Genomic DNA, 16,496 nt, shown 5'->3' with positions numbered 1-16,496 from the left:
CCGCTCTCGCCCCGCCGGCCGTCCCCCTGCGAGTTCTGCCGGACTTCTTCCTGGTCCTCGCGCGGCGCTGCGCGGTCCCATGGTCACCGGGGACGGTCGTCCCGGGCAAGCGTCCCGGGTCAGGTCGGGCCGGATCCCCGTCGCGAGGAGGAACCATGCCTTACATCACCACGCCCGACGGCGCGGAGATCTTCTACCAGGACTACGGCCAGGGCCGTCCCGTCGTGCTCAGCCACGGCTGGCCGCTGAGCTCCGAGGGCTGGGCGTACGAGCTCAAGGTCCTGGCGGACAACGGCTACCGCGCCATCGCGCACGACCGCCGCGGCCACGGCCGCTCGTCCCGCACCAACGGCGGGAACGACATGGACACCTACGCCCGGGACCTGGCCGCCCTGGTCGAGCAGCTCGACCTGACCGACCTCACCGTGATGGGTCACTCGACGGGTGGTGGCGAGGTCGTCCGCTACGCCGCGCAGCACGGCAAGGGCCGCGTGTCCAAGGTCGTCACGGCCGGCGCCGTGCCGCCGGTGATGGTCCAGTCCGAGACCAACCCGGAGGGCACGCCGATCGAGGTGTTCGACGGCATCCGCGAGGGCGTCCTGAAGGACCGCTCGCAGTTCTACCAGGACCTCTCGGAGTCGTTCTACGGCGCCAACCGCCCGGGCTCGACGATCAGCCAGGGGCTGCGCGACGACTTCTGGCGGCTCGGCATGCAGGCCGAGCTCCAGGCCGCCTACGACTGCGTCAAGCAGTTCTCGGAGACCGACTTCACCGAGGACCTCAAGGCCCTGGACGTGCCGATCCTGATCGCGCACGGCGACGACGACCAGATCGTGCCGATCGCGGCCGCGGCCGAGAAGGCGATCTCCCTGGTCAAGCTCGGCACCCTCAAGGTCTACCCGGGCGCCCCGCACGGCATCTCCGGCTCCTACCAGGAGGCCCTGATCCAGGACGTCCTGGCGTTCATCGCCGACTGACCCGCCCGACCGGCGTCGCCTGATCGGGCGACGCCGGTCAAGCCGCGGTCCCGGCCGGTCGATGCCCTGCTCATGAGCAGCGCGTGGCCGGCCGGCGCCGTCGGTGTGGGGATCGTGGTCCTCACCGGGGTCCTCGTCGCGGCGCTCGTGACGGTCCTCGTGCTGCTGGCCCGGCGGCGGTCGCGGGCCCGCCGCCGCCCGCACCCCGGCTACCGCGGCACGGCCGCCGGCGACCCGCCGCCGCGCACAGTCGTCGCCTGGCAGCCGGACCCGCCGGCGGGCATGCCGCCGGGCACGGTCCCGCAGCAGCCGCGGACCGGACCGCGTCCCTGATCTACCGTGACGCGCATGACCTCCCCGCACCGGTTCTCCCAGGTCGACGTGTTCACCGCCGAGCCGTACCTCGGCAACCCGGTGGCCGTCGTGCACGACGCCGACGACCTCAGCGACGCGCAGATGGCCGCGTTCGCCCGGTGGACCAACCTGTCGGAGACGACGTTCCTGCTGCGGCCGACCGTCGCCGGCGCCGACTACCGGCTGCGGATCTTCACGCCCGGGGGCGAGCTGCCGTTCGCCGGGCACCCCACGCTCGGCTCGTGCCACGCGTGGCTGTCCGCGGGCGGCGGCGCGGCCGGCGGACCGGACGTCGTCCAGGAGTGCGCGGTCGGGCTGGTCCCGCTGCGGCAGGGCGCGGACGGCCTGCAGTTCTCCGCGCCGCCGCCCCTGGTCGACACCCCGGTCGACCCCGCGCTCCTGGACCGCGCGGTCGCCGCGCTCGGCCTGCCCCCGGAGGCGGTCGTGGACCACCGGTTCCTGGACAACGGGCCGCGCTGGAACGTGCTGCTGCTCGACACCGCCGCCCGCGTCCTCGACCTGCGACCCGACGTCGCGGCGCTCGGCGACGTGCACCTGGGCGTGGTCGGCCCCTACCCGGACGGCAGCCCGGTCGCGTTCGAGCTCCGCGGGTTCGCGCCCGCGATCGGCGTGCCGGAGGACCCGGTCACCGGCAGCCTGAACGCCGTCGTCGGGCAGTGGCTGATCGGCTCCGGGCGCGCCCCGCGGCGGTACCTGGCGGCGCAGGGCTCGGCGCTGGGCCGCGCCGGCCGGATCCGGGTCGAGCAGGACGCGGCCGGGCAGGTGTGGGTCGGCGGCGCCACCGTCACCTGCATCGCGGGCACGGTGCAGATCTGACCCCGCGCTGCGGACCCGCGGCCGGTTTGCCAGGGTGAACCGCATGCGGACGCCGAAGCAGACCCTGATCGTCACCGCGTGCGCGCTCGCCCTGACGGGCTGCGCGTCGGCCGGACCCGCGGCTTCCGACGCCACCAGCCCACCGGCGACCAGCGCCCCGCCCGCGTCCTCCGCGCCGCCGTCCGGCCCGGCCCCCGCGCCCGAGGTCCCGGCCGACCTGCCCGCCGAGGCGCTGCTGCCGGCGACCGCGTGGCCGGGGTCCCCGGGTGCGCGCGAGGAGAGCGACGGCGTCGTCGACTGGCGGCTGCCGCAGGCCTGCGCGGCGGGAACCCCGTCGGACGCGGTCGCGATGCGGACCGTCGCGCAGGGCACCGGTGCGGAGGAGGCCGCGGTCGGCGTGCAGCAGGTCGCCGTGTTCGCGGACGCCGACGCCGCCGTCGCGGAGGCGGACCGGCTCGCGGCCGCGCTGACCGCCTGCACCGGGTACGCCTCGGACACCGCCACCACCTACGTCGTCGAGCCGCTCGACGTCGGGGCCCAGGGGCTCGGCCTCGCCACGGACTACTACGGCACCTCCGCCGACGGCGACCTGGACGGCGCCGTCGGCAGCTACCTGGGAGCGACCCGGCGCGGCACCGCCGTGACCGTCGTGGTGCAGGAGGGCGGCGAGAGCACCGTCGCCGCCGCGCGCGAGACCGTCACCGGGGCCACGCGGGCGGCCTGGGAGCTGCTCTGCGCGTACGACTCGGCGGGGTGCTGAGCGCCGTGCCCGGCCCCGCCCGGACCAGCGCCGGCCTCCTGCTGCACCGCCCCGGCCCCGCGGGACCGGAGGTGCTGGTCGGGCACATGGGCGGACCGTTCTGGGCGCGCAAGCAGGCCGGTGCCTGGACCGTGCCCAAGGGCGAGCCGCTGGACGGGGAGGACCCGCACGCGACCGCGCTGCGGGAGTTCGCCGAGGAGGTCGGGCTCCCCGCACCCGACGGCGACGAGCTGGACCTCGGGGAGGTCCGGCAGCGTGCCGGCAAGGTCGTCCGGGTGTGGGCGCGCGCCGCGGACCTCGACCTGACCGCGCCGCGCGGGCCGGTCAGCGAGGTGACCGTGACCTGGCCGCCGCGCAGCGACCGGAGCGTCACGTTCCCCGAGCTCGACGAGCTGCGCTGGCTGCCGGTCGCCGAGGCGCGCGGGCTGGTCGTCGCCGCCCAGGGGACGTTCCTGGACCGCCTGGTCGAGCACCTCGCCGGCGGCTGACCCGGCCGTGTCGGTGGTCGGTCGTACGGTTCGGGTCATGAGCAGGCGGGCCATCGACCACGAGCGACTCCGGGAGATCAGCGCGCGGTTCTCGGCGACGCCGCCGCCCCGCACCCTGGCCGAGCAGGACGCGTACGACCGGCTCGAGGCCGAGGTCATCGAGGCGATGGGCCTGACCCGGGCCGAGTTCGAGCGGATGTCCGCGACGTACGCGCAGCTGCGCCGCGCGAGCTGACCCCCCGGGGTCACCAGACCGGGGGCCGCCGGTCCGGCCAGCGCAGCCGCTCCTCCAGCTGCGCGGCCAGCGCGAGCAGCACGTGCTCGCCGCCGGGGCGGCCGACTAGCTGCACCCCCATCGGCAGCCCGGCGGGCGCGGCGTCGTCCGGGTCCGTCCACGACGTCGGCACGGTGATCGCCGGCAGCCCGCAGACGTTGATCATCGACGTGTACGGCGTGTACTGGCACTGCTGGGCGAAGTTCCGCTCCGGGTCCGCCGCGTCGTACCAGCCGAGCGGCCGCGGCGTCATCGCGAGCGCCGGCAGCAGCACCGCGTCGTACTGCTCGACCCGCGCCACCATCGTCCGCTCGAAGGCCGCGAGCGCCCCGACGGCCTCGACGAGCTGCCGCGCCGGCACCGCACGGCCCCGCTCGACCAGCCACTGCGTCAGGGGCTCGAGCAACGCGAGGCGCTCCGGGTCGTCGACCGGCACGGCCGCGGCCCCCGCCATCCACAGCGTGCGGAACGCCGGCGCGTACGCGGGGTCCGGCTGCCACCGCCCGGCGTCGACCACCGCGTGCCCGAGCGCGTCGAGCGCCGCCGACCCGGCGTCGAGGGCGACCCGCGCCTCCGGTCCGAGCGCGATGTCGTAGGCGCCCTCCCAGGCGCTGAACGTGCTCACCCCGACCCGGAACGCCCGGCGCCCGTCGGGCGTCGCGCCCTGCTGCGCCACCGCCAGGTACGACCCGCGGGGTCCCGCCGCCGTGCGCAGGGTCCGCGGGTGGTCGGCGGACCCGTCCGCCCGCCGCGGCAGCATCCCCTCCAGCAGCAGCGCCGCGTCCGCCGCGGTCCGGGCGATCGGCCCGTGCGTGACCAGCCCGCCGAGCGACTCCACTCCCCCGCCCGCCGGCAGCAGCCCGCGCGTGGTCTTGAGGCCGACCAGCCCGCACGCCGCCGCCGGGATCCGGACCGACCCGCCGCCGTCGGACCCCGGGGCCACCGGCAGCAGCCCGGCCGCGACCGCGACCGCCGCACCGCCGCTCGACCCGCCCGCGCCGCGGGTCCGGTCCCACGGGTTGCGCGCGGGCGGCCCCACCAGCGTCTCGGTGTACGAGGGGAAGCCGAGCTCGGGGGCGGCGGTCTTGCCGAGCGACACGACGCCGGCCGCGTCGAGCACCTGGACGACGTCGCTGCTGACCTCCGGCACGTACCGGTAGGGGCCGGCGAACGCGCGGGAGCCGAACCCGGTGGGCACGCCCGCCCGGTCGGTGAGGTCCTTGTCCGCGGACGGCAGGCCCCACAGCGGGGTGTCCGGCCCGGGGCGGCTGTCCCGGCGCAGCCCCGCCGCGCGCTCGCGCGCCTCCGTCGGGGTGACGGTCGCGAACGCGCCGAGCGCGCCGTCGCGGTCCGCGATCCGGCGCAGGTAGTGCTCGGCGAGGTCGGCGGGCTCCAGGCCGCCGGATCGCAGCAGGTCACGCAGGTCGACGGCGGTGCGGTCGTGCAGTGCGGTCACCACGCCAGCGTAGGCACGTCCGAGCCCGCGCCGTGCGCGTGCCGCCGGGGCAGGTCCGTCGTCAGCACCGGAGGGCGTCGGCGTGACCAGCGCGTTCACCCCGTCTCGAATGGCAGGCCCGGCGTCGGCGGGTGAGGATGCGCCGACGCCCCGACCGGGGCGACCCCCGACCCGAGAACCGAGGTCACGCATGCCCGACGGTCCCCGTCCGGTCCGCATCGGCGCCACCACGCCCGCGGCGCCCGCAGCACCCGTCGCGCGCGACGCCCTGCCGCAGACCGTGGACGAGGCGCTGCGCGCCGCGACCGGCTGGCCGGACGACCTGCGGCCCGGCACCGGCGCGACCGTCGCCCTGTGGGAGCACCTGGCCACGCTCGCCGCCCACGACCTGGCCGTGGCGCGGGCGGTCGAGCCGCACCTGGACGCGCGGGCGGTCCTGGACCAGGCGGGTACGACGTTGCCCCCGGCGCTGGCCGCCCGGACCACCACGTGGGGCGTGTACGCCGCGGAGGGTCCGGGGCAGCCGCTCACAGCCACGGAGCAGGGCGGCGCCTGGGTGCTGGACGGCGAGAAGCCGTGGTGCTCGCTGGCCGGCCGGCTCGACGCCGCGCTGGTCACCGCGCGCACGGACGGGCGGCGGGGTCTGTTCGCGGTCGACCTGCGCGCGCCCGAGGTGGCGCCGGTCGACGCGCCGTGGCCGGCCCGCGGGCTGGCCGAGATCCCCAGCACGCCGGTGCGGTTCGCCGGCGCTGCGGCCACGCCGGTCGCCGTCGGGGACTGGTACCTCGAGCGCCCGGGCTTCTGGTGGGGCGGCACCGGCGTCGCGGCCTGCTGGTTCGGCGGCGCGGTCGCCGTGGCCCGCCGCGTGCACGCGCAGGCGGCAGCGCGGCCGGACGACCGGCTGCTCGCGATGCACCTCGGCGCGCTCGACGAGCGGCTGGAGGCGGCGCGCCTGTCGCTGGCGGAGGCCGCGGCCCGGGTGGACGCGTCCGGAGCGGCCACGCACGGCGGGACCGAGGCCGAGGACGCGGACGCCCGCGCCGCCGGACGGGTGCTCGCCAAGCGGGTCCGCGCGACGGTGGCCCGCACCTGCGAGGACGTCCTGCGGCTGGCCGCGCACTCCCTCGGCCCGGGGCCGCTGACCCAGGAGCCCGCGCACGCCAAGCGCGTCGCGGACCTGGAGGTGTACGTCCGGCAGCAGCACGCCGAGCGCGACGACGCCTCGCTGGGCGCGCTGCTCGCGGGCGGGCCCGCCCCGTGGTGATCTTCGACGGCCGGGCTGCCGGGACCCCGGCCGGGATCTGGCAGGCGACCCACCGGTTCGACGCGCTGCCCGGCCTGGCGCTACCCGCGGGCCGCACCGTGGTGGTCGCCGCGCACGCCGACGACGAGACGCTGGGCGCCGGCGGGCTGCTGCAGCGGCTCGCGGCGGCGGGGCGGCCCGCGGACGTCGTCGTGGTCACGGACGGGGCCGGCTCGCACGCGGGCTCGGCGACCCTGCCGCCCGCCGACCTGGCGCAGCTCCGTGCGCGCGAGGTAGCGGCCGCCGTCGCGCTGCTGTCACCGCGGTCCGCGGTCACGACGCTCGGGTTCCCCGACGGCGGGGTCCGCGAGCACCGGACGGACGTCGCCGCCGCCCTGCGAGCGGTGGTGGGCGACGAGCCGCTCGCCGCCGTCGTGGCGCCCTGGCGCGGGGACGGGCACCGGGACCACCGCGTGGTCGGCGAGCTCTGCGCCGAGCTCGCGGCGGAGCACGGCGCCCGGCTGCTGGAGTACCCGGTGTGGCTGTGGCACTGGGCCACGCCCGACCACCCCGACGTGCCGTGGGACCGGTTCCGCGCTCTGCCCCTGGACGAGCGGGACCTCACCGGCAAGCGCCGGGCCGTGGCCCAGCACGTCACGCAGACGCAGCCGTGGTCGGCGGCCCCCGAGGACGCCGCACCGCTGCACCCGGAGTTCCTGCGGCACTTCGACCGGGACCTGGAGCTGTTCGTCGTCGACGAGGACGCCCCCGCGGGCGTCGGCGCCGCGCACTTCGAGGCCGCGTACGCCCGGCGCGACGACCCGTGGCGGCTCGCCGCCCGCTGGTACGAGGAGCGCAAGCGCGCGCTCACCCTGGCCGCCCTGCCGAGGGCCCGGTTCGGCTCGGTGCTGGAGGTCGGGTGCTCGATCGGGATGCTGACCGCCGGTCTGGCGCCGCGCGCCGACCGGCTGCTCGCCACCGACCTGGTGGCGTCCGCCGTCGCGTCGGCCCGCGAGCGGGTGGCGGACCAGCCGCAGGTCACCGTGCGGCAGCACGACATCCGCACCGAGGTGCCGGGCGGACCGTACGACCTGGTCGTGCTGTCCGAGGTCGCGTACTACCTGACCCGCCCCGAGCTGCTGGCGCTCGTGGACCGGGTCGAGCAGTCGCTCGCCCCGGGTGGCACCGTGGTCGCCTGCCACTGGCGGCACCCGGTCGCGGAGTACACCCAGACCGGCGACGAGGTGCACCGCACGCTGGACCGGTCGCTCGGGCTCGCCCGCGTGTCGACGTACCGCGACGCCGACGTCGCCCTCGACGTCTGGAGCCTCGACCCGGGCTCCGTCGCCCAGCGCGAGGGGCTGGCGCCGTGAGCCGGCCGCCGGTCGGCCGCGTCGTGGTGGTCGTGCCGGTGCACGACGAGGAGCTGCTGCTGCCCGAGTGCCTGGCCGCGGTCCAGATCGCCGCCGCGGACGCGCGCGTGCCCGTCGACGTGGTGGTCGTGCTGGACGACTGCACCGACGGGTCCGCGGCGGTGGCACGGGCGGCGGACGTGCACGTGGTGACCGTCGCGCACGGCGCGGTCGGCGCCGCGCGGGCCGCGGGCGTCCGCGCGGGGCTCGGGCTGCGGGACGACGACCCGGCGACGGTGTGGATCGCCTGCACCGACGCCGACACGGTCGTCCCGTTCCACTGGCTCCGGGCGCAGCGCGCGCTCGCCGACGCGGGTGCGGACGTCGTCGTCGGCACGGTCCGGCCCGACCCCCGCGACCTGACGGAGCGGCAGCTGACGGCCTGGCGTGCCACGCGCGTACCGGGTCGCCCCAACGGCCACGTGCACGGCGCGAACCTGGGCGTGCGCGCGGACGCGTACCTGCGCGCGGGCGGGTTCGCCGCGCTGGCCGAGCACGAGGACGTGGACCTGGTCGCGCGGCTCCGGTCGGACCCCGGCGTCCGCGTGGTCGCCTCGGACGCCACCGACGTGGTGACCTCCGGGCGGTTCGTCGGCCGCACCCCCGGCGGGTACGCGCGCTACCTGCGCGAGGCGCTCCCGGCCTGAGCCGCTACGCCCGATCCTCGACCGCCGCGAGCCAGCCCTTCAGCAGCGCTTCCAGAGCCGCCGCGTCGGCCTCGGACCCGAGCAGGTCGAGCAGCCGCCGCTCGTTGGCCATGTGCGCGGTGAACGCCGCGTCGACCACCTGCACGCCGCGGGGCGTGAGCGCGACGACGCGGCCGCGCCCGTCGTCCGCGCTCGGCCGCCGGGTGACCAGGCCGGCGGCGACGAGCCGGTCGACCCGCTTGGTCATCGCGCCCGTCGTCACCATGGTGTGCGCGGCGAGGTCGCCGGGCGCCCGCTCGTACGGCGCGCCGGCCCGGCGCAGGGTGGCCAGCACGTCGAACTCCCCCTCGCCGAGCCCGTGCTCGCGGTACACCGCCGTGATCTCCGCCGTCAGCGCGAGGGCGAGCCGGTGCAGCCGGCCGATCACGCCCTGCGGGCGCACGTCGACGTCGGGCCGCTCGCGGGCCCACTCCTGCTGGATCCGGTCCACGTGGTCGGGCGCCTGCGTCATGCCTCGACCATACCTTCCACGGAAGGTATGGTCGCTTCCGTGGAAGACAACCGCCGGTGGCTGCCGGTCGCCGCGCTCGCGCCGGTCCTGTGGGGCACGACCTACTACGTCACCCGGCACGCGCTGCCGGCGGACAGCCCGCTCTGGGGCGGGGTGCTGCGGGCGCTCCCCGCGGGCCTGCTGCTGCTCGTGCTCGCCCGGCGGCTGCCGAGCGGGTCGTGGTGGTGGCGGTCGGCGGTGCTCGGCACGCTGACGACCGGCGCCTTCTTCGCGCTGGTGTACCTGGCTGCGCAGCTGCTGCCGACCAGCATCGCGTCCACCGTCATGGCGGTCGGGCCGGTCGCCATGATGCTGGCGGCGTGGGTGCTGCTGGGCCGGCGGCCCCGGGCCCGAGCCGTCGTCGGCGGTGTGCTCGGCGTGGTCGGCGTCGCGGTGATGCTGCTGGGCGGCGGCGCCGGGGCCGGCCTCGACGGCCGTGGCGTGCTCGCCTCGGTCGCGGCCATGCTGCTGTCCTCCGTCGGCTACGTGCTGGCGAGCCGGTGGCAGGGCGAGGTCGACGTGCTGCCCCTCACCGCGTGGCAGCTCGTCGCGGGCGCGCTGGTGCTGCTGCCGGTGGCAGCCGTCGTGGAGGGCGCGCCGCCCGCGCTGGACCGCAGCGCGCTGCTCGGGTTCGCCTACGTCTCCCTGGTCGCGACGGCGCTGGCCAACGTCGCGTGGTTCGCCGCGCTGCGGCACCTCGGGCCGGCGACCACCGGCCTGGTGGGGCTGCTCAACCCGGTCACCGGGGTGCTGCTGGGCACCGTCGTGGCCGCCGAGACGCTGTCCGGCCGCCAGGTGGCCGGCATCACCGTGGTGCTGGGCGCGATGGTCCTGGGGGCGTGGGTCCGCCGCCGGCCGGTCGCCGACGCGGCAGCACCCGTCCCCGAGCCACCGGTCACGTTGTCCGGCCGGGCGGCCTGAGCGCCGGTCGGGGCGCGGGTCCGCGGGGGTCGGTCCGGCTCAGTGCAGGAGCGACTGCCAGTCCGCCGGCACGCGCCCGCGCGGACCCGGGGCGGGCTGGTCCTCCGGGTGGTGCAGCGGCGGCGCCAGCCCCGGCCCCGAGGCGTAGGTCTCGTCCGACGCGAAGTCGTAGAACCACTCCTCGCCCGGCTCGTAGCTGCGCATCACGGTGTGACCGGTCGCCGCGGCGTGCCCGCGCGCGTGCTGGTGCGGGGAGCTGTCGCAGCACCCGACGTGCCCGCAGGCCGCGCACCGGCGCAGGTGGAACCACCAGCCCTGCGGCGTGGACGTCTCGCAGTCGGCGCACCCCGGGCCGCTCGGGGTCGCGGCCGGCTCGATGAGGTCGGGCATGGTGCGTGCTCCTCACGTCGGTCGTCGTCCGGCCGAGTCTGCCGCACCCGGTCCGGCGGTGGTTTCCGGTCGGTCGGGATTGGGCTAGCCTGCGAGCAGAGCGCTACCTACTGGTCGGTCGGTAGTGCGACGACGACGTGGGAGTGACCGATGAAGATCACCAGCTGGACCTGCACCACCGAGCACGAGCGCTGGCGCGACCTCGGCGCGGTCGACCCCGCGCCGGTCGAGCGGATCCCCGACGTGCTCGTCCAGCTCGAGGACGAGCGCCAGCAGATCGAGGGCTTCGGCGCGACGTTCAACGAGCTCGGCTGGACCTCGCTGGCGCACCTGACCGACGAGCAGCGCACGGAGATCTTCCGCGAGCTCTACGCACCCGGGGTGGGCGCCGGCTTCACGATCGGCCGGATGCCGATCGCCGCGAACGACTTCGCCCGGGACTACTACTCGTACGCCGAGGTGCCGGGCGACTTCGACCTGGAGCACTTCAGCATCGCCCGCGACCACGAGACCCTCGTCCCGTACATCCGCGCGGCGCAGCAGCACCAGGGCGACCTGAGGCTGTGGGCGTCGCCGTGGGTGCCGCCGCAGTGGATGAAGACGAACGGGCACTACGCCTCCGCGCAGCCGTGGGTGAACGGCGTCGAGAACGGCCTGCGCGCGGACCAGGTCCAGGCCGAGGGCACCGACTCGTTCATCCAGGACGAGCGGCACCTCGCCACGTACGCCGAGTACTTCGGCCGGTTCGTCGACGCGTACCGCGAGCTCGGCATCGACATCCGCATGGTCATGCCGCAGAACGAGTTCAACTCCGCCCAGCCGTACCCGAGCTGCACCTGGACCCCGGCCGGCCTGGCCGCCTTCCTCCGGCACCTCGGCCCGCGGATGCGCGAGCGCGGGGTCGAGGTCTTCCTCGGCACCGTCGAGCGCCCGGACCCGGCGCTGGTGTCGGACGTGCTGGCCGACCCGGTCGCCGCCGAGGCCGTCTCCGGCATCGGCGTGCAGTGGCACGGGAAGTCGATCGTGCCGTTCCTCCGGCGGGACTTCCCGGAGCTGCGGCTCTACCAGACGGAGCAGGAGTGCGGCGATGGCAAGAACGACTGGCGGTACGCCCGCTACGCGTGGCGCCTGATGCGCGACTTCCTCAACGACGGGGCCAACGCCTACCAGTACTGGAACCTGTCGCTCGAGCGCGGGGGCGTCAGCCGCTGGGGCTGGTCGCAGAACTCGCTCGTCGTGGTCGACCCGCAGACCGCGACGTTCGAGTACACGCACGAGTACGACGTGCTCAAGCACGTCAGCCACTTCGTGCGGCCGGGCGCGCGCCTGGTGCCGACGCTCAGCTACGCGGGCTACGAGAACCAGCTCGCCTTCCGCAACCCCGACGGGTCGCTGGTCGTCGTGATGCAGAACGACACCTCGACGGAGATGCCGGTCTCGATCCTCGTGGGCGACCAGGTCGTCACCCCCGTGCTGCCGGCGGACTCGCTCAGCACGTTCGTGGTGGAGGTCTGAGCACGCCGGTCCCCGCCGATCGCGCATGATGAGCGGCATGGGCCTGATCAACGACTACTTCGCCGCGCCGTCCGACGAGTCCGCCGCCGAGGTCGTCGACCACGACGGGGGCCCGGCGTCCCCGGTGGTGCCCGGCGGCCGCATCGACCCGATCGTCGTGCTCGGCACGGTCACCGCCCTGCTGACCGGCCGGACGTTCGGCGAGGTGCTCGCCGCGGGCGACCGGCGCGACCCGGTGGCGATGCAGGACGACGGGACGGAGCTGGTGCTGCGGGTCGACGACGTCGTCGCGGACGCGCTCACCGGCGCCGACGACGCCGCGCTGACCGCGGTGGCCGTGCCCTGGTCGCAGACCGAGGAGCTCGCCGGGGCGTCGGACCCGGAGCAGCTGGCGGGCTTCCTGCGGGAGCTGGCCGCGCTCGTGCGGGACGCGCGCGGGCGCGGCGAGGCGCTGTACTGCTGGGTGTGCGTCTGACCTCGGCGTCGGCCTAGGAGCCGGTCCCGCGCGGTTCCGAGGACGGCGGGCTCGCGCCGTCGACCAGCACCGCGACGCCGTCCAGCAGCCGCGCCAGGCCGAACTCGAACGCCCGGCGCGGGTCGTACGCCGCCTGCAGCGCCTCGCCGGCGACGGGCCCCACGCGCGTCGTGACGGGGAACCGCTCCGGGTCGTAGACCCGGTCGAGCACCGGGGCCGTCGCCTCCCACCACTCCGCTTCGCTGATGCCGGTCGTCTGCTGGGCCGCCGCCTGCTCGACGACCCCGCGCGCGACCCCGGCGGTGAACCCGTCGACGAGCGTCACCACCGCGTCCATCGCGACCTCGTCCAGGCCGGCGCCGTCGACGGCCTGCAGGCTGAGCTCGTACTTGGTGAGCACGCCCGGACCCAGGGGCGGGCGTCCCGACGCCGCCACCTGCAACAGCCAGGGGTGCCGCTCGTACAGGGCCCAGCCCGCGCGTGCGACGGCCTCCAGGCGCGCGCGCCAGTCCTCGGCGGCCGGGGCGTACAGCGACGGGAACTCCCCCAGGGCGCGGTCGACCATCAGGTCCAGCAGCTCGGCCTTGGCGGGGACGTACGTGTACAGGGTCATGGCCCCGACACCGAGGTCGGCGGCGAGGCGGCGCATCGAGAGCACGCCGAGGCCCTCGGCGTCCGCGACGGCGACGGCCGCGTCCACGACGCGGTCGACCGAGAGCCCCGCCTCGGCGCCGCGCCCGCGCGGGGCGGGCTCCACCAGCCGCCACAGCAGGGACAGGCTGCGGGCCGGGTCGCCGGCACCGGTGATCTCGGTCATGACATCCATCCTGCCTCGCCGGGAACAACCCGTCGGCCTCGCGCGTTCCTTGTCGTACGCTGTACGACTAGCGCGCGGGAGGACACATGACCATCCACGCACGAGGCCTCACCCGCAGGTACGGGGAGGCGACGGTGCTCGACGGCTTCGACCTGGCGGTCGGACCCGGCACGGTGCACGGGCTGCTCGGGCCCAACGGCGCCGGCAAGACCACGGCGGTCCGGATCCTGTCGACGCTGCTCGACCCGCACGGCGGGACGGCCGAGGTGGCCGGGTTCGACGTGGTCCGCGAGCCCGCGCAGGTCCGGCGGCACCTCGGCCTGGTCGGGCAGCACGCCGCGGTCGACGAGATCCTGGGCGGGCGGGACAACCTGGTGATGTTCGGCCGGCTCTCCCACCTGGGCACCCGCCGCGCCCGGCACCGGGCCGACGAGCTGCTGGAGCAGTTCGGCCTGCTCGACGCGGCCGACCGTCCGGTCGCCACCTACTCGGGCGGGATGCGCCGCCGGCTCGACCTCGCCGCCGGCCTGGTGCTGGACCCGGCCGTCCTGCTGCTGGACGAGCCGACCACGGGCCTGGACCCGGCCGGCCGGCGCGAGGTCTGGCAGTCCGTCCGCGCGCTCGTCGCGGGCGGGACCACCGTGCTGCTGACCACGCAGTACCTGGAGGAGGTGGACCAGCTCGCCTCCCAGGTGACCGTGCTCGACCAGGGCCGGGTCGCCGCCGAGGGCACGCCCGACGCCCTCAAGGCCTCGATCGGCCAGGACCGGCTCGACGTCGTCGTCCGCGACGAGGCGGACCTGCCCGCCGCCCAGGCCGCGCTGCGGACCGTCGCGGAGACCGCCGAGGTCGACCTCGACGGACGCCGGGCCACCGCCACCGTCCTCGACCGCGTCGGGGCGCTCACCCACGTCGTCCGGACGCTCGACGACGCGGGGGTCGTCGTCGACGACGTCGCGCTGCGCCGCCCGACCCTCGACGAGGCCTTCCTGCACCTGACCGGCTCGACGAAGGAGGCCTCGTGACCTGGGCCCTGCGCGACTCCTGGACCATCACCCTGCGCGACCTCGGGCACTGGCGGCGGCAGCCGTGGGGCCTGGTCATCGGGCTGGCGTTCCCGATCCTGCTGCTGCTGATGTTCGGGTTCCTGCTCGGCGGCGCGATCGACGTGCCCGGCGGCTACGTCGAGTTCCTGTTCCCCGGCATGCTCGCCGTCACGATGGCGTTCGGGCTGGAGAGCACCATGACCGCCGTCACCCAGGACGTGCAGCGCGGGGTGACGGACCGGTTCCGCTCGCTGCCGATGTCCCGCGCGGCGGTGCTGCTCGGGCGGGTCACCGCCGACATGCTCGCCAGCGTCGTCGGCCTCGCGGTGCTGCTGCTCGCCGGGCTGGCGGTCGGGTGGCGCGTCCACGACGGGGCCGGTCCGGCGCTCGCCGCCGTCGGCCTGCTGCTGCTCCTGCGGTTCGCGTTCCTGTGGGTCGGGATCTACCTGGGGCTGGCGTTCCGCGGCCAGGGCGGCGTGGTGGCGGTGCAGATCCTCGTGTGGCCCTTCGTGTTCCTGTCGAACGCGTTCGTGCCGATCACGACCATGCCGGGCTGGCTGCAGGCGCTCTCGGCGTGGAACCCGGTGACGGCCACCGTCGCCGCGACGCGCGACCTGTTCGGGAACCCCACGGTGGCGGCGAGCGGGTGGGCCTCGGACAACGTGGTCCTGCTCGCGGTCGTCTGGCCCGTCGTCCTGTCCGCCGTCTTCGCCGTGCTCGCGGTGCGGCGCTGGGCGCACCTGGGCCGCTGACGGACGCGCTCGCCGCCTGCCGTCAGGCCCGCGCGGCGGCGAGCGCGTCCCGGCACCCGTCCGCGACCACGCGGCGGGTGCCGGCCGGGTTCGCGGCCAGCAGGTGCGCCGGCCGGACCGGGCGGCGCTCCAGGTTGCCGCCGCAGTTCGGGCACGCCCCGTCCGGGAACGTCGCGGCGCAGCCGACGCACCAGGTGCACTCGAACGTGCAGATCAGGGCCTCGGCGGAATCCGGCGGCAACGGACGGTCGCAGCACTCGCAGGTGGGGCGGATCTCCAGCACGGCGCGTCCTCCGGTCTCGGGGTGAGCCGGCACCGGCTCTGCGCGGCACGATGCCCGGCCGCGCGCCGGGTACGGAACGCCGGCGCGCGGAGGTGGCGGGAAGTCGACGCACGACGGCGGCATGTCGGTCGGTGTCGGTGCCGGCTCCTACGCTCCGGGGCATGACGATCTCGTCCGCGCAGGCGCTGGCGTGGCGGCTCGGCCGGCAGCACCTGCTGACCGGTGCGGCGACCGCGGTCGACGTGGTGCGGCGCCTCGGCGCGGTGCCCGCCTGGTCGGGCGACGCCGAGCTGGCGGTGCGGCGACGGCTCGCCGACCCCGTCCCCGGTGCCGTCGCGGCAGCCGTGCGGTCCGGCGCCCTGCTGCGGACGTTCGCGTTCCGCGGCTCCTCGCACCTCATGGCGGCCGAGGACGCCGGCGTCCACCTGGCCCTGCGCGCCGCCGGCCGGCAGTGGGCGCTGCGCAGCTGGCAGGAGCACTACGACCTGCGCCCGGAGGACTGGCCCCCGCTGCTCGACGCCGTGCGGTCGGCGCTCGCCGACGGGCCGCTGACCCGGGAGGCGTTCGCCGCGGCCGTCACCGCGGTCCCCCGGTTCGCGCACCTCGGCCCCGCGCTCCTGCACCCGAGCATGACGCTGCTGAAGCCGATGGCCTGGCAGGGCGAGCTCTGCTTCGGGCCGGTCGTCGACGGGCAGCCGACGCTGGCCTCCCCGTCGGCGAGCCCGCGCTGGGGCGGGCTGCCCCACCTCGACGACGCCGGTCCCCGGGCCGTCGCCACGTACCTCGCCGCCTACGGCCCGGCGACCCGCGCGAACCTGCACTACTGGCTGGCCGAGGGGCTCAGCGCCGGCCGGCGGCGGGTCGAGGGCTGGACGGACCAGGTGCTGGCCGACGCCGCCGTCGAGGTCGACCTCGACGGGGACCCGGCGCTGCTGCTCCGCGAGCACGTCCCCGAGGTCGAGGCGACCGAGCCGTCCGACGCCGTGACCCTGCTGGCGGGGCACGACCAGTGGGTGCTCGGACCGGGCACCGCCGACACCCGGGTGGTGCCGGCGCAGCGGCGCGGCGCGGTCACCCGGGGCGCCGCGCTGGTCCTGCACGGCGGCGTGGTCGCCGGGACCTGGAGCGCGGGGGCCGGCACGCTCGACGTGACGTGGTTCCGCGAGTCGGATCCGGTGCCGCAGGCGGCGCTCCGGTCCGAGGCCGGGCGGCTCGGCGCGCTGCTCGGCCGCGCGCTCGACGTGCGGGCGAGCACGGGGTGACGGGGAGCCGGGGTTCCGCCAGGATGGGGACGCGACC

General features: G+C 76.5%; 20 protein-coding genes. 15 read left to right on the top strand and 5 right to left on the bottom strand.

Translation table 11 applies throughout. From position 1 onward, the window contains the following. The first annotated feature begins 155 nt into the window (after nucleotides 1-155). From AC1050_RS16630 to AC1050_RS16605, 6 genes are all read left to right on the top strand, one after another. A complete protein-coding gene (locus AC1050_RS16630) occupies nucleotides 156-977 on the top strand; it encodes an alpha/beta fold hydrolase (protein ID WP_482388520.1) in 822 nt (273 codons plus the stop codon). Between the two features lie 72 nt (nucleotides 978-1,049). Continuing rightward, entirely contained in the window at nucleotides 1,050-1,310 is a 261-nt protein-coding gene (locus tag AC1050_RS16625; protein WP_482388519.1) for a hypothetical protein, read from the top strand. Between the two features lie 15 nt (nucleotides 1,311-1,325). Beyond that, entirely contained in the window at nucleotides 1,326-2,168 is an 843-nt protein-coding gene (locus AC1050_RS16620) for a PhzF family phenazine biosynthesis protein (protein WP_482388518.1), read from the top strand. A 43-nt stretch (nucleotides 2,169-2,211) separates the two neighbouring features. Beyond that, entirely contained in the window at nucleotides 2,212-2,928 is a 717-nt protein-coding gene (locus tag AC1050_RS16615) for a hypothetical protein (RefSeq protein ID WP_482388517.1), read from the top strand. Then, complete coding sequence (locus tag AC1050_RS16610; protein ID WP_482388516.1) at nucleotides 2,922-3,416, top strand: NUDIX hydrolase; 495 nt, start codon at nucleotides 2,922-2,924, stop codon at nucleotides 3,414-3,416. Before AC1050_RS16615 ends, AC1050_RS16610 begins: the two co-directional genes overlap by 7 nt. 37 nt (nucleotides 3,417-3,453) lie before the next feature. Further along, nucleotides 3,454-3,651, top strand: a complete 198-nt coding sequence (locus AC1050_RS16605) for a hypothetical protein (RefSeq protein WP_482388515.1) — start codon at nucleotides 3,454-3,456, stop codon at nucleotides 3,649-3,651. A gap of 10 nt (nucleotides 3,652-3,661) precedes the next feature. Here the strand turns inward: AC1050_RS16605 and AC1050_RS16600 are convergent, their stop codons facing one another. Beyond that, entirely contained in the window at nucleotides 3,662-5,146 is a 1,485-nt protein-coding gene (locus AC1050_RS16600) for an amidase (RefSeq protein ID WP_482388514.1), read from the bottom strand. Nucleotides 5,147-5,336: 190 nt separating this feature from the next. Between AC1050_RS16600 and AC1050_RS16595 the strand changes: the two genes are divergently transcribed. From AC1050_RS16595 to AC1050_RS16585, 3 genes are read left to right on the top strand one after another with little or no spacing between them, the layout of a single operon-like run. Beyond that, a complete protein-coding gene (locus AC1050_RS16595) occupies nucleotides 5,337-6,410 on the top strand; it encodes an acyl-CoA dehydrogenase (RefSeq protein ID WP_482388513.1) in 1,074 nt (357 codons plus the stop codon). Further along, nucleotides 6,404-7,762: a bifunctional PIG-L family deacetylase/class I SAM-dependent methyltransferase gene (locus tag AC1050_RS16590; protein ID WP_482388512.1), complete on the top strand. Its 1,359-nt coding sequence runs from the start codon at nucleotides 6,404-6,406 to the stop codon at nucleotides 7,760-7,762. The genes AC1050_RS16595 and AC1050_RS16590 overlap by 7 nt, the downstream gene beginning before the upstream one ends. Next, nucleotides 7,759-8,448 carry a glycosyltransferase gene (locus AC1050_RS16585; protein ID WP_482388511.1) on the top strand — a complete coding sequence of 230 codons (690 nt, stop codon included), beginning with the start codon at nucleotides 7,759-7,761 and terminating at the stop codon, nucleotides 8,446-8,448. Before AC1050_RS16590 ends, AC1050_RS16585 begins: the two co-directional genes overlap by 4 nt. 4 nt (nucleotides 8,449-8,452) lie before the next feature. On the opposite strand, the gene AC1050_RS16580 is transcribed toward AC1050_RS16585, so the two are convergent. Beyond that, nucleotides 8,453-8,959, bottom strand: coding sequence for a MarR family winged helix-turn-helix transcriptional regulator (locus AC1050_RS16580; RefSeq protein ID WP_482388510.1), 507 nt, complete (start codon nucleotides 8,957-8,959; stop codon nucleotides 8,453-8,455). Between the two features lie 39 nt (nucleotides 8,960-8,998). Between AC1050_RS16580 and AC1050_RS16575 the strand changes: the two genes are divergently transcribed. Beyond that, entirely contained in the window at nucleotides 8,999-9,919 is a 921-nt protein-coding gene (locus AC1050_RS16575; RefSeq protein ID WP_482388509.1) for a DMT family transporter, read from the top strand. A 39-nt stretch (nucleotides 9,920-9,958) separates the two neighbouring features. On the opposite strand, the gene AC1050_RS16570 is transcribed toward AC1050_RS16575, so the two are convergent. Further along, nucleotides 9,959-10,309 (bottom strand): UBP-type zinc finger domain-containing protein, encoded by a 351-nt coding sequence (locus tag AC1050_RS16570; RefSeq protein ID WP_482388508.1) that lies wholly within the window; start codon nucleotides 10,307-10,309, stop codon nucleotides 9,959-9,961. Nucleotides 10,310-10,459: 150 nt separating this feature from the next. Between AC1050_RS16570 and AC1050_RS16565 the strand changes: the two genes are divergently transcribed. Beyond that, nucleotides 10,460-11,824 carry a glycoside hydrolase family 30 protein gene (locus AC1050_RS16565; protein ID WP_482388507.1) on the top strand — a complete coding sequence of 455 codons (1,365 nt, stop codon included), beginning with the start codon at nucleotides 10,460-10,462 and terminating at the stop codon, nucleotides 11,822-11,824. Nucleotides 11,825-11,861: 37 nt separating this feature from the next. Then, on the top strand, nucleotides 11,862-12,299 hold the full coding sequence (locus tag AC1050_RS16560) for a hypothetical protein (RefSeq protein WP_482388506.1): 438 nt from the start codon (nucleotides 11,862-11,864) through the stop codon (nucleotides 12,297-12,299). Between the two features lie 13 nt (nucleotides 12,300-12,312). On the opposite strand, the gene AC1050_RS16555 is transcribed toward AC1050_RS16560, so the two are convergent. Continuing rightward, nucleotides 12,313-13,116 (bottom strand): TetR/AcrR family transcriptional regulator, encoded by an 804-nt coding sequence (locus AC1050_RS16555; RefSeq protein WP_482388505.1) that lies wholly within the window; start codon nucleotides 13,114-13,116, stop codon nucleotides 12,313-12,315. A gap of 86 nt (nucleotides 13,117-13,202) precedes the next feature. On the opposite strand from AC1050_RS16555, the gene AC1050_RS16550 reads away from it, so the two are divergent. Further along, complete coding sequence (locus AC1050_RS16550; RefSeq protein ID WP_482388504.1) at nucleotides 13,203-14,141, top strand: ATP-binding cassette domain-containing protein; 939 nt, start codon at nucleotides 13,203-13,205, stop codon at nucleotides 14,139-14,141. Then, a complete protein-coding gene (locus AC1050_RS16545) occupies nucleotides 14,138-14,914 on the top strand; it encodes an ABC transporter permease (protein ID WP_482388503.1) in 777 nt (258 codons plus the stop codon). The genes AC1050_RS16550 and AC1050_RS16545 overlap by 4 nt, the downstream gene beginning before the upstream one ends. Nucleotides 14,915-14,936: 22 nt before the next feature. On the opposite strand, the gene AC1050_RS16540 is transcribed toward AC1050_RS16545, so the two are convergent. Further along, the gene (locus tag AC1050_RS16540) at nucleotides 14,937-15,197 is read right to left on the bottom strand and encodes a DUF1272 domain-containing protein (RefSeq protein ID WP_482388502.1); all 261 of its coding nucleotides are present in this window, start codon (nucleotides 15,195-15,197) and stop codon (nucleotides 14,937-14,939) included. A gap of 161 nt (nucleotides 15,198-15,358) precedes the next feature. Between AC1050_RS16540 and AC1050_RS16535 the strand changes: the two genes are divergently transcribed. Then, a complete protein-coding gene (locus AC1050_RS16535; protein WP_482388501.1) occupies nucleotides 15,359-16,459 on the top strand; it encodes a DNA glycosylase AlkZ-like family protein in 1,101 nt (366 codons plus the stop codon). Nucleotides 16,460-16,496: the final 37 nt, after the last annotated feature.

The sequence above is a fragment of the Cellulomonas sp. NEAU-ZC6 genome (assembly GCF_056844425.1).
This window is presented reverse-complemented; position numbering and strand designations above follow the sequence as displayed.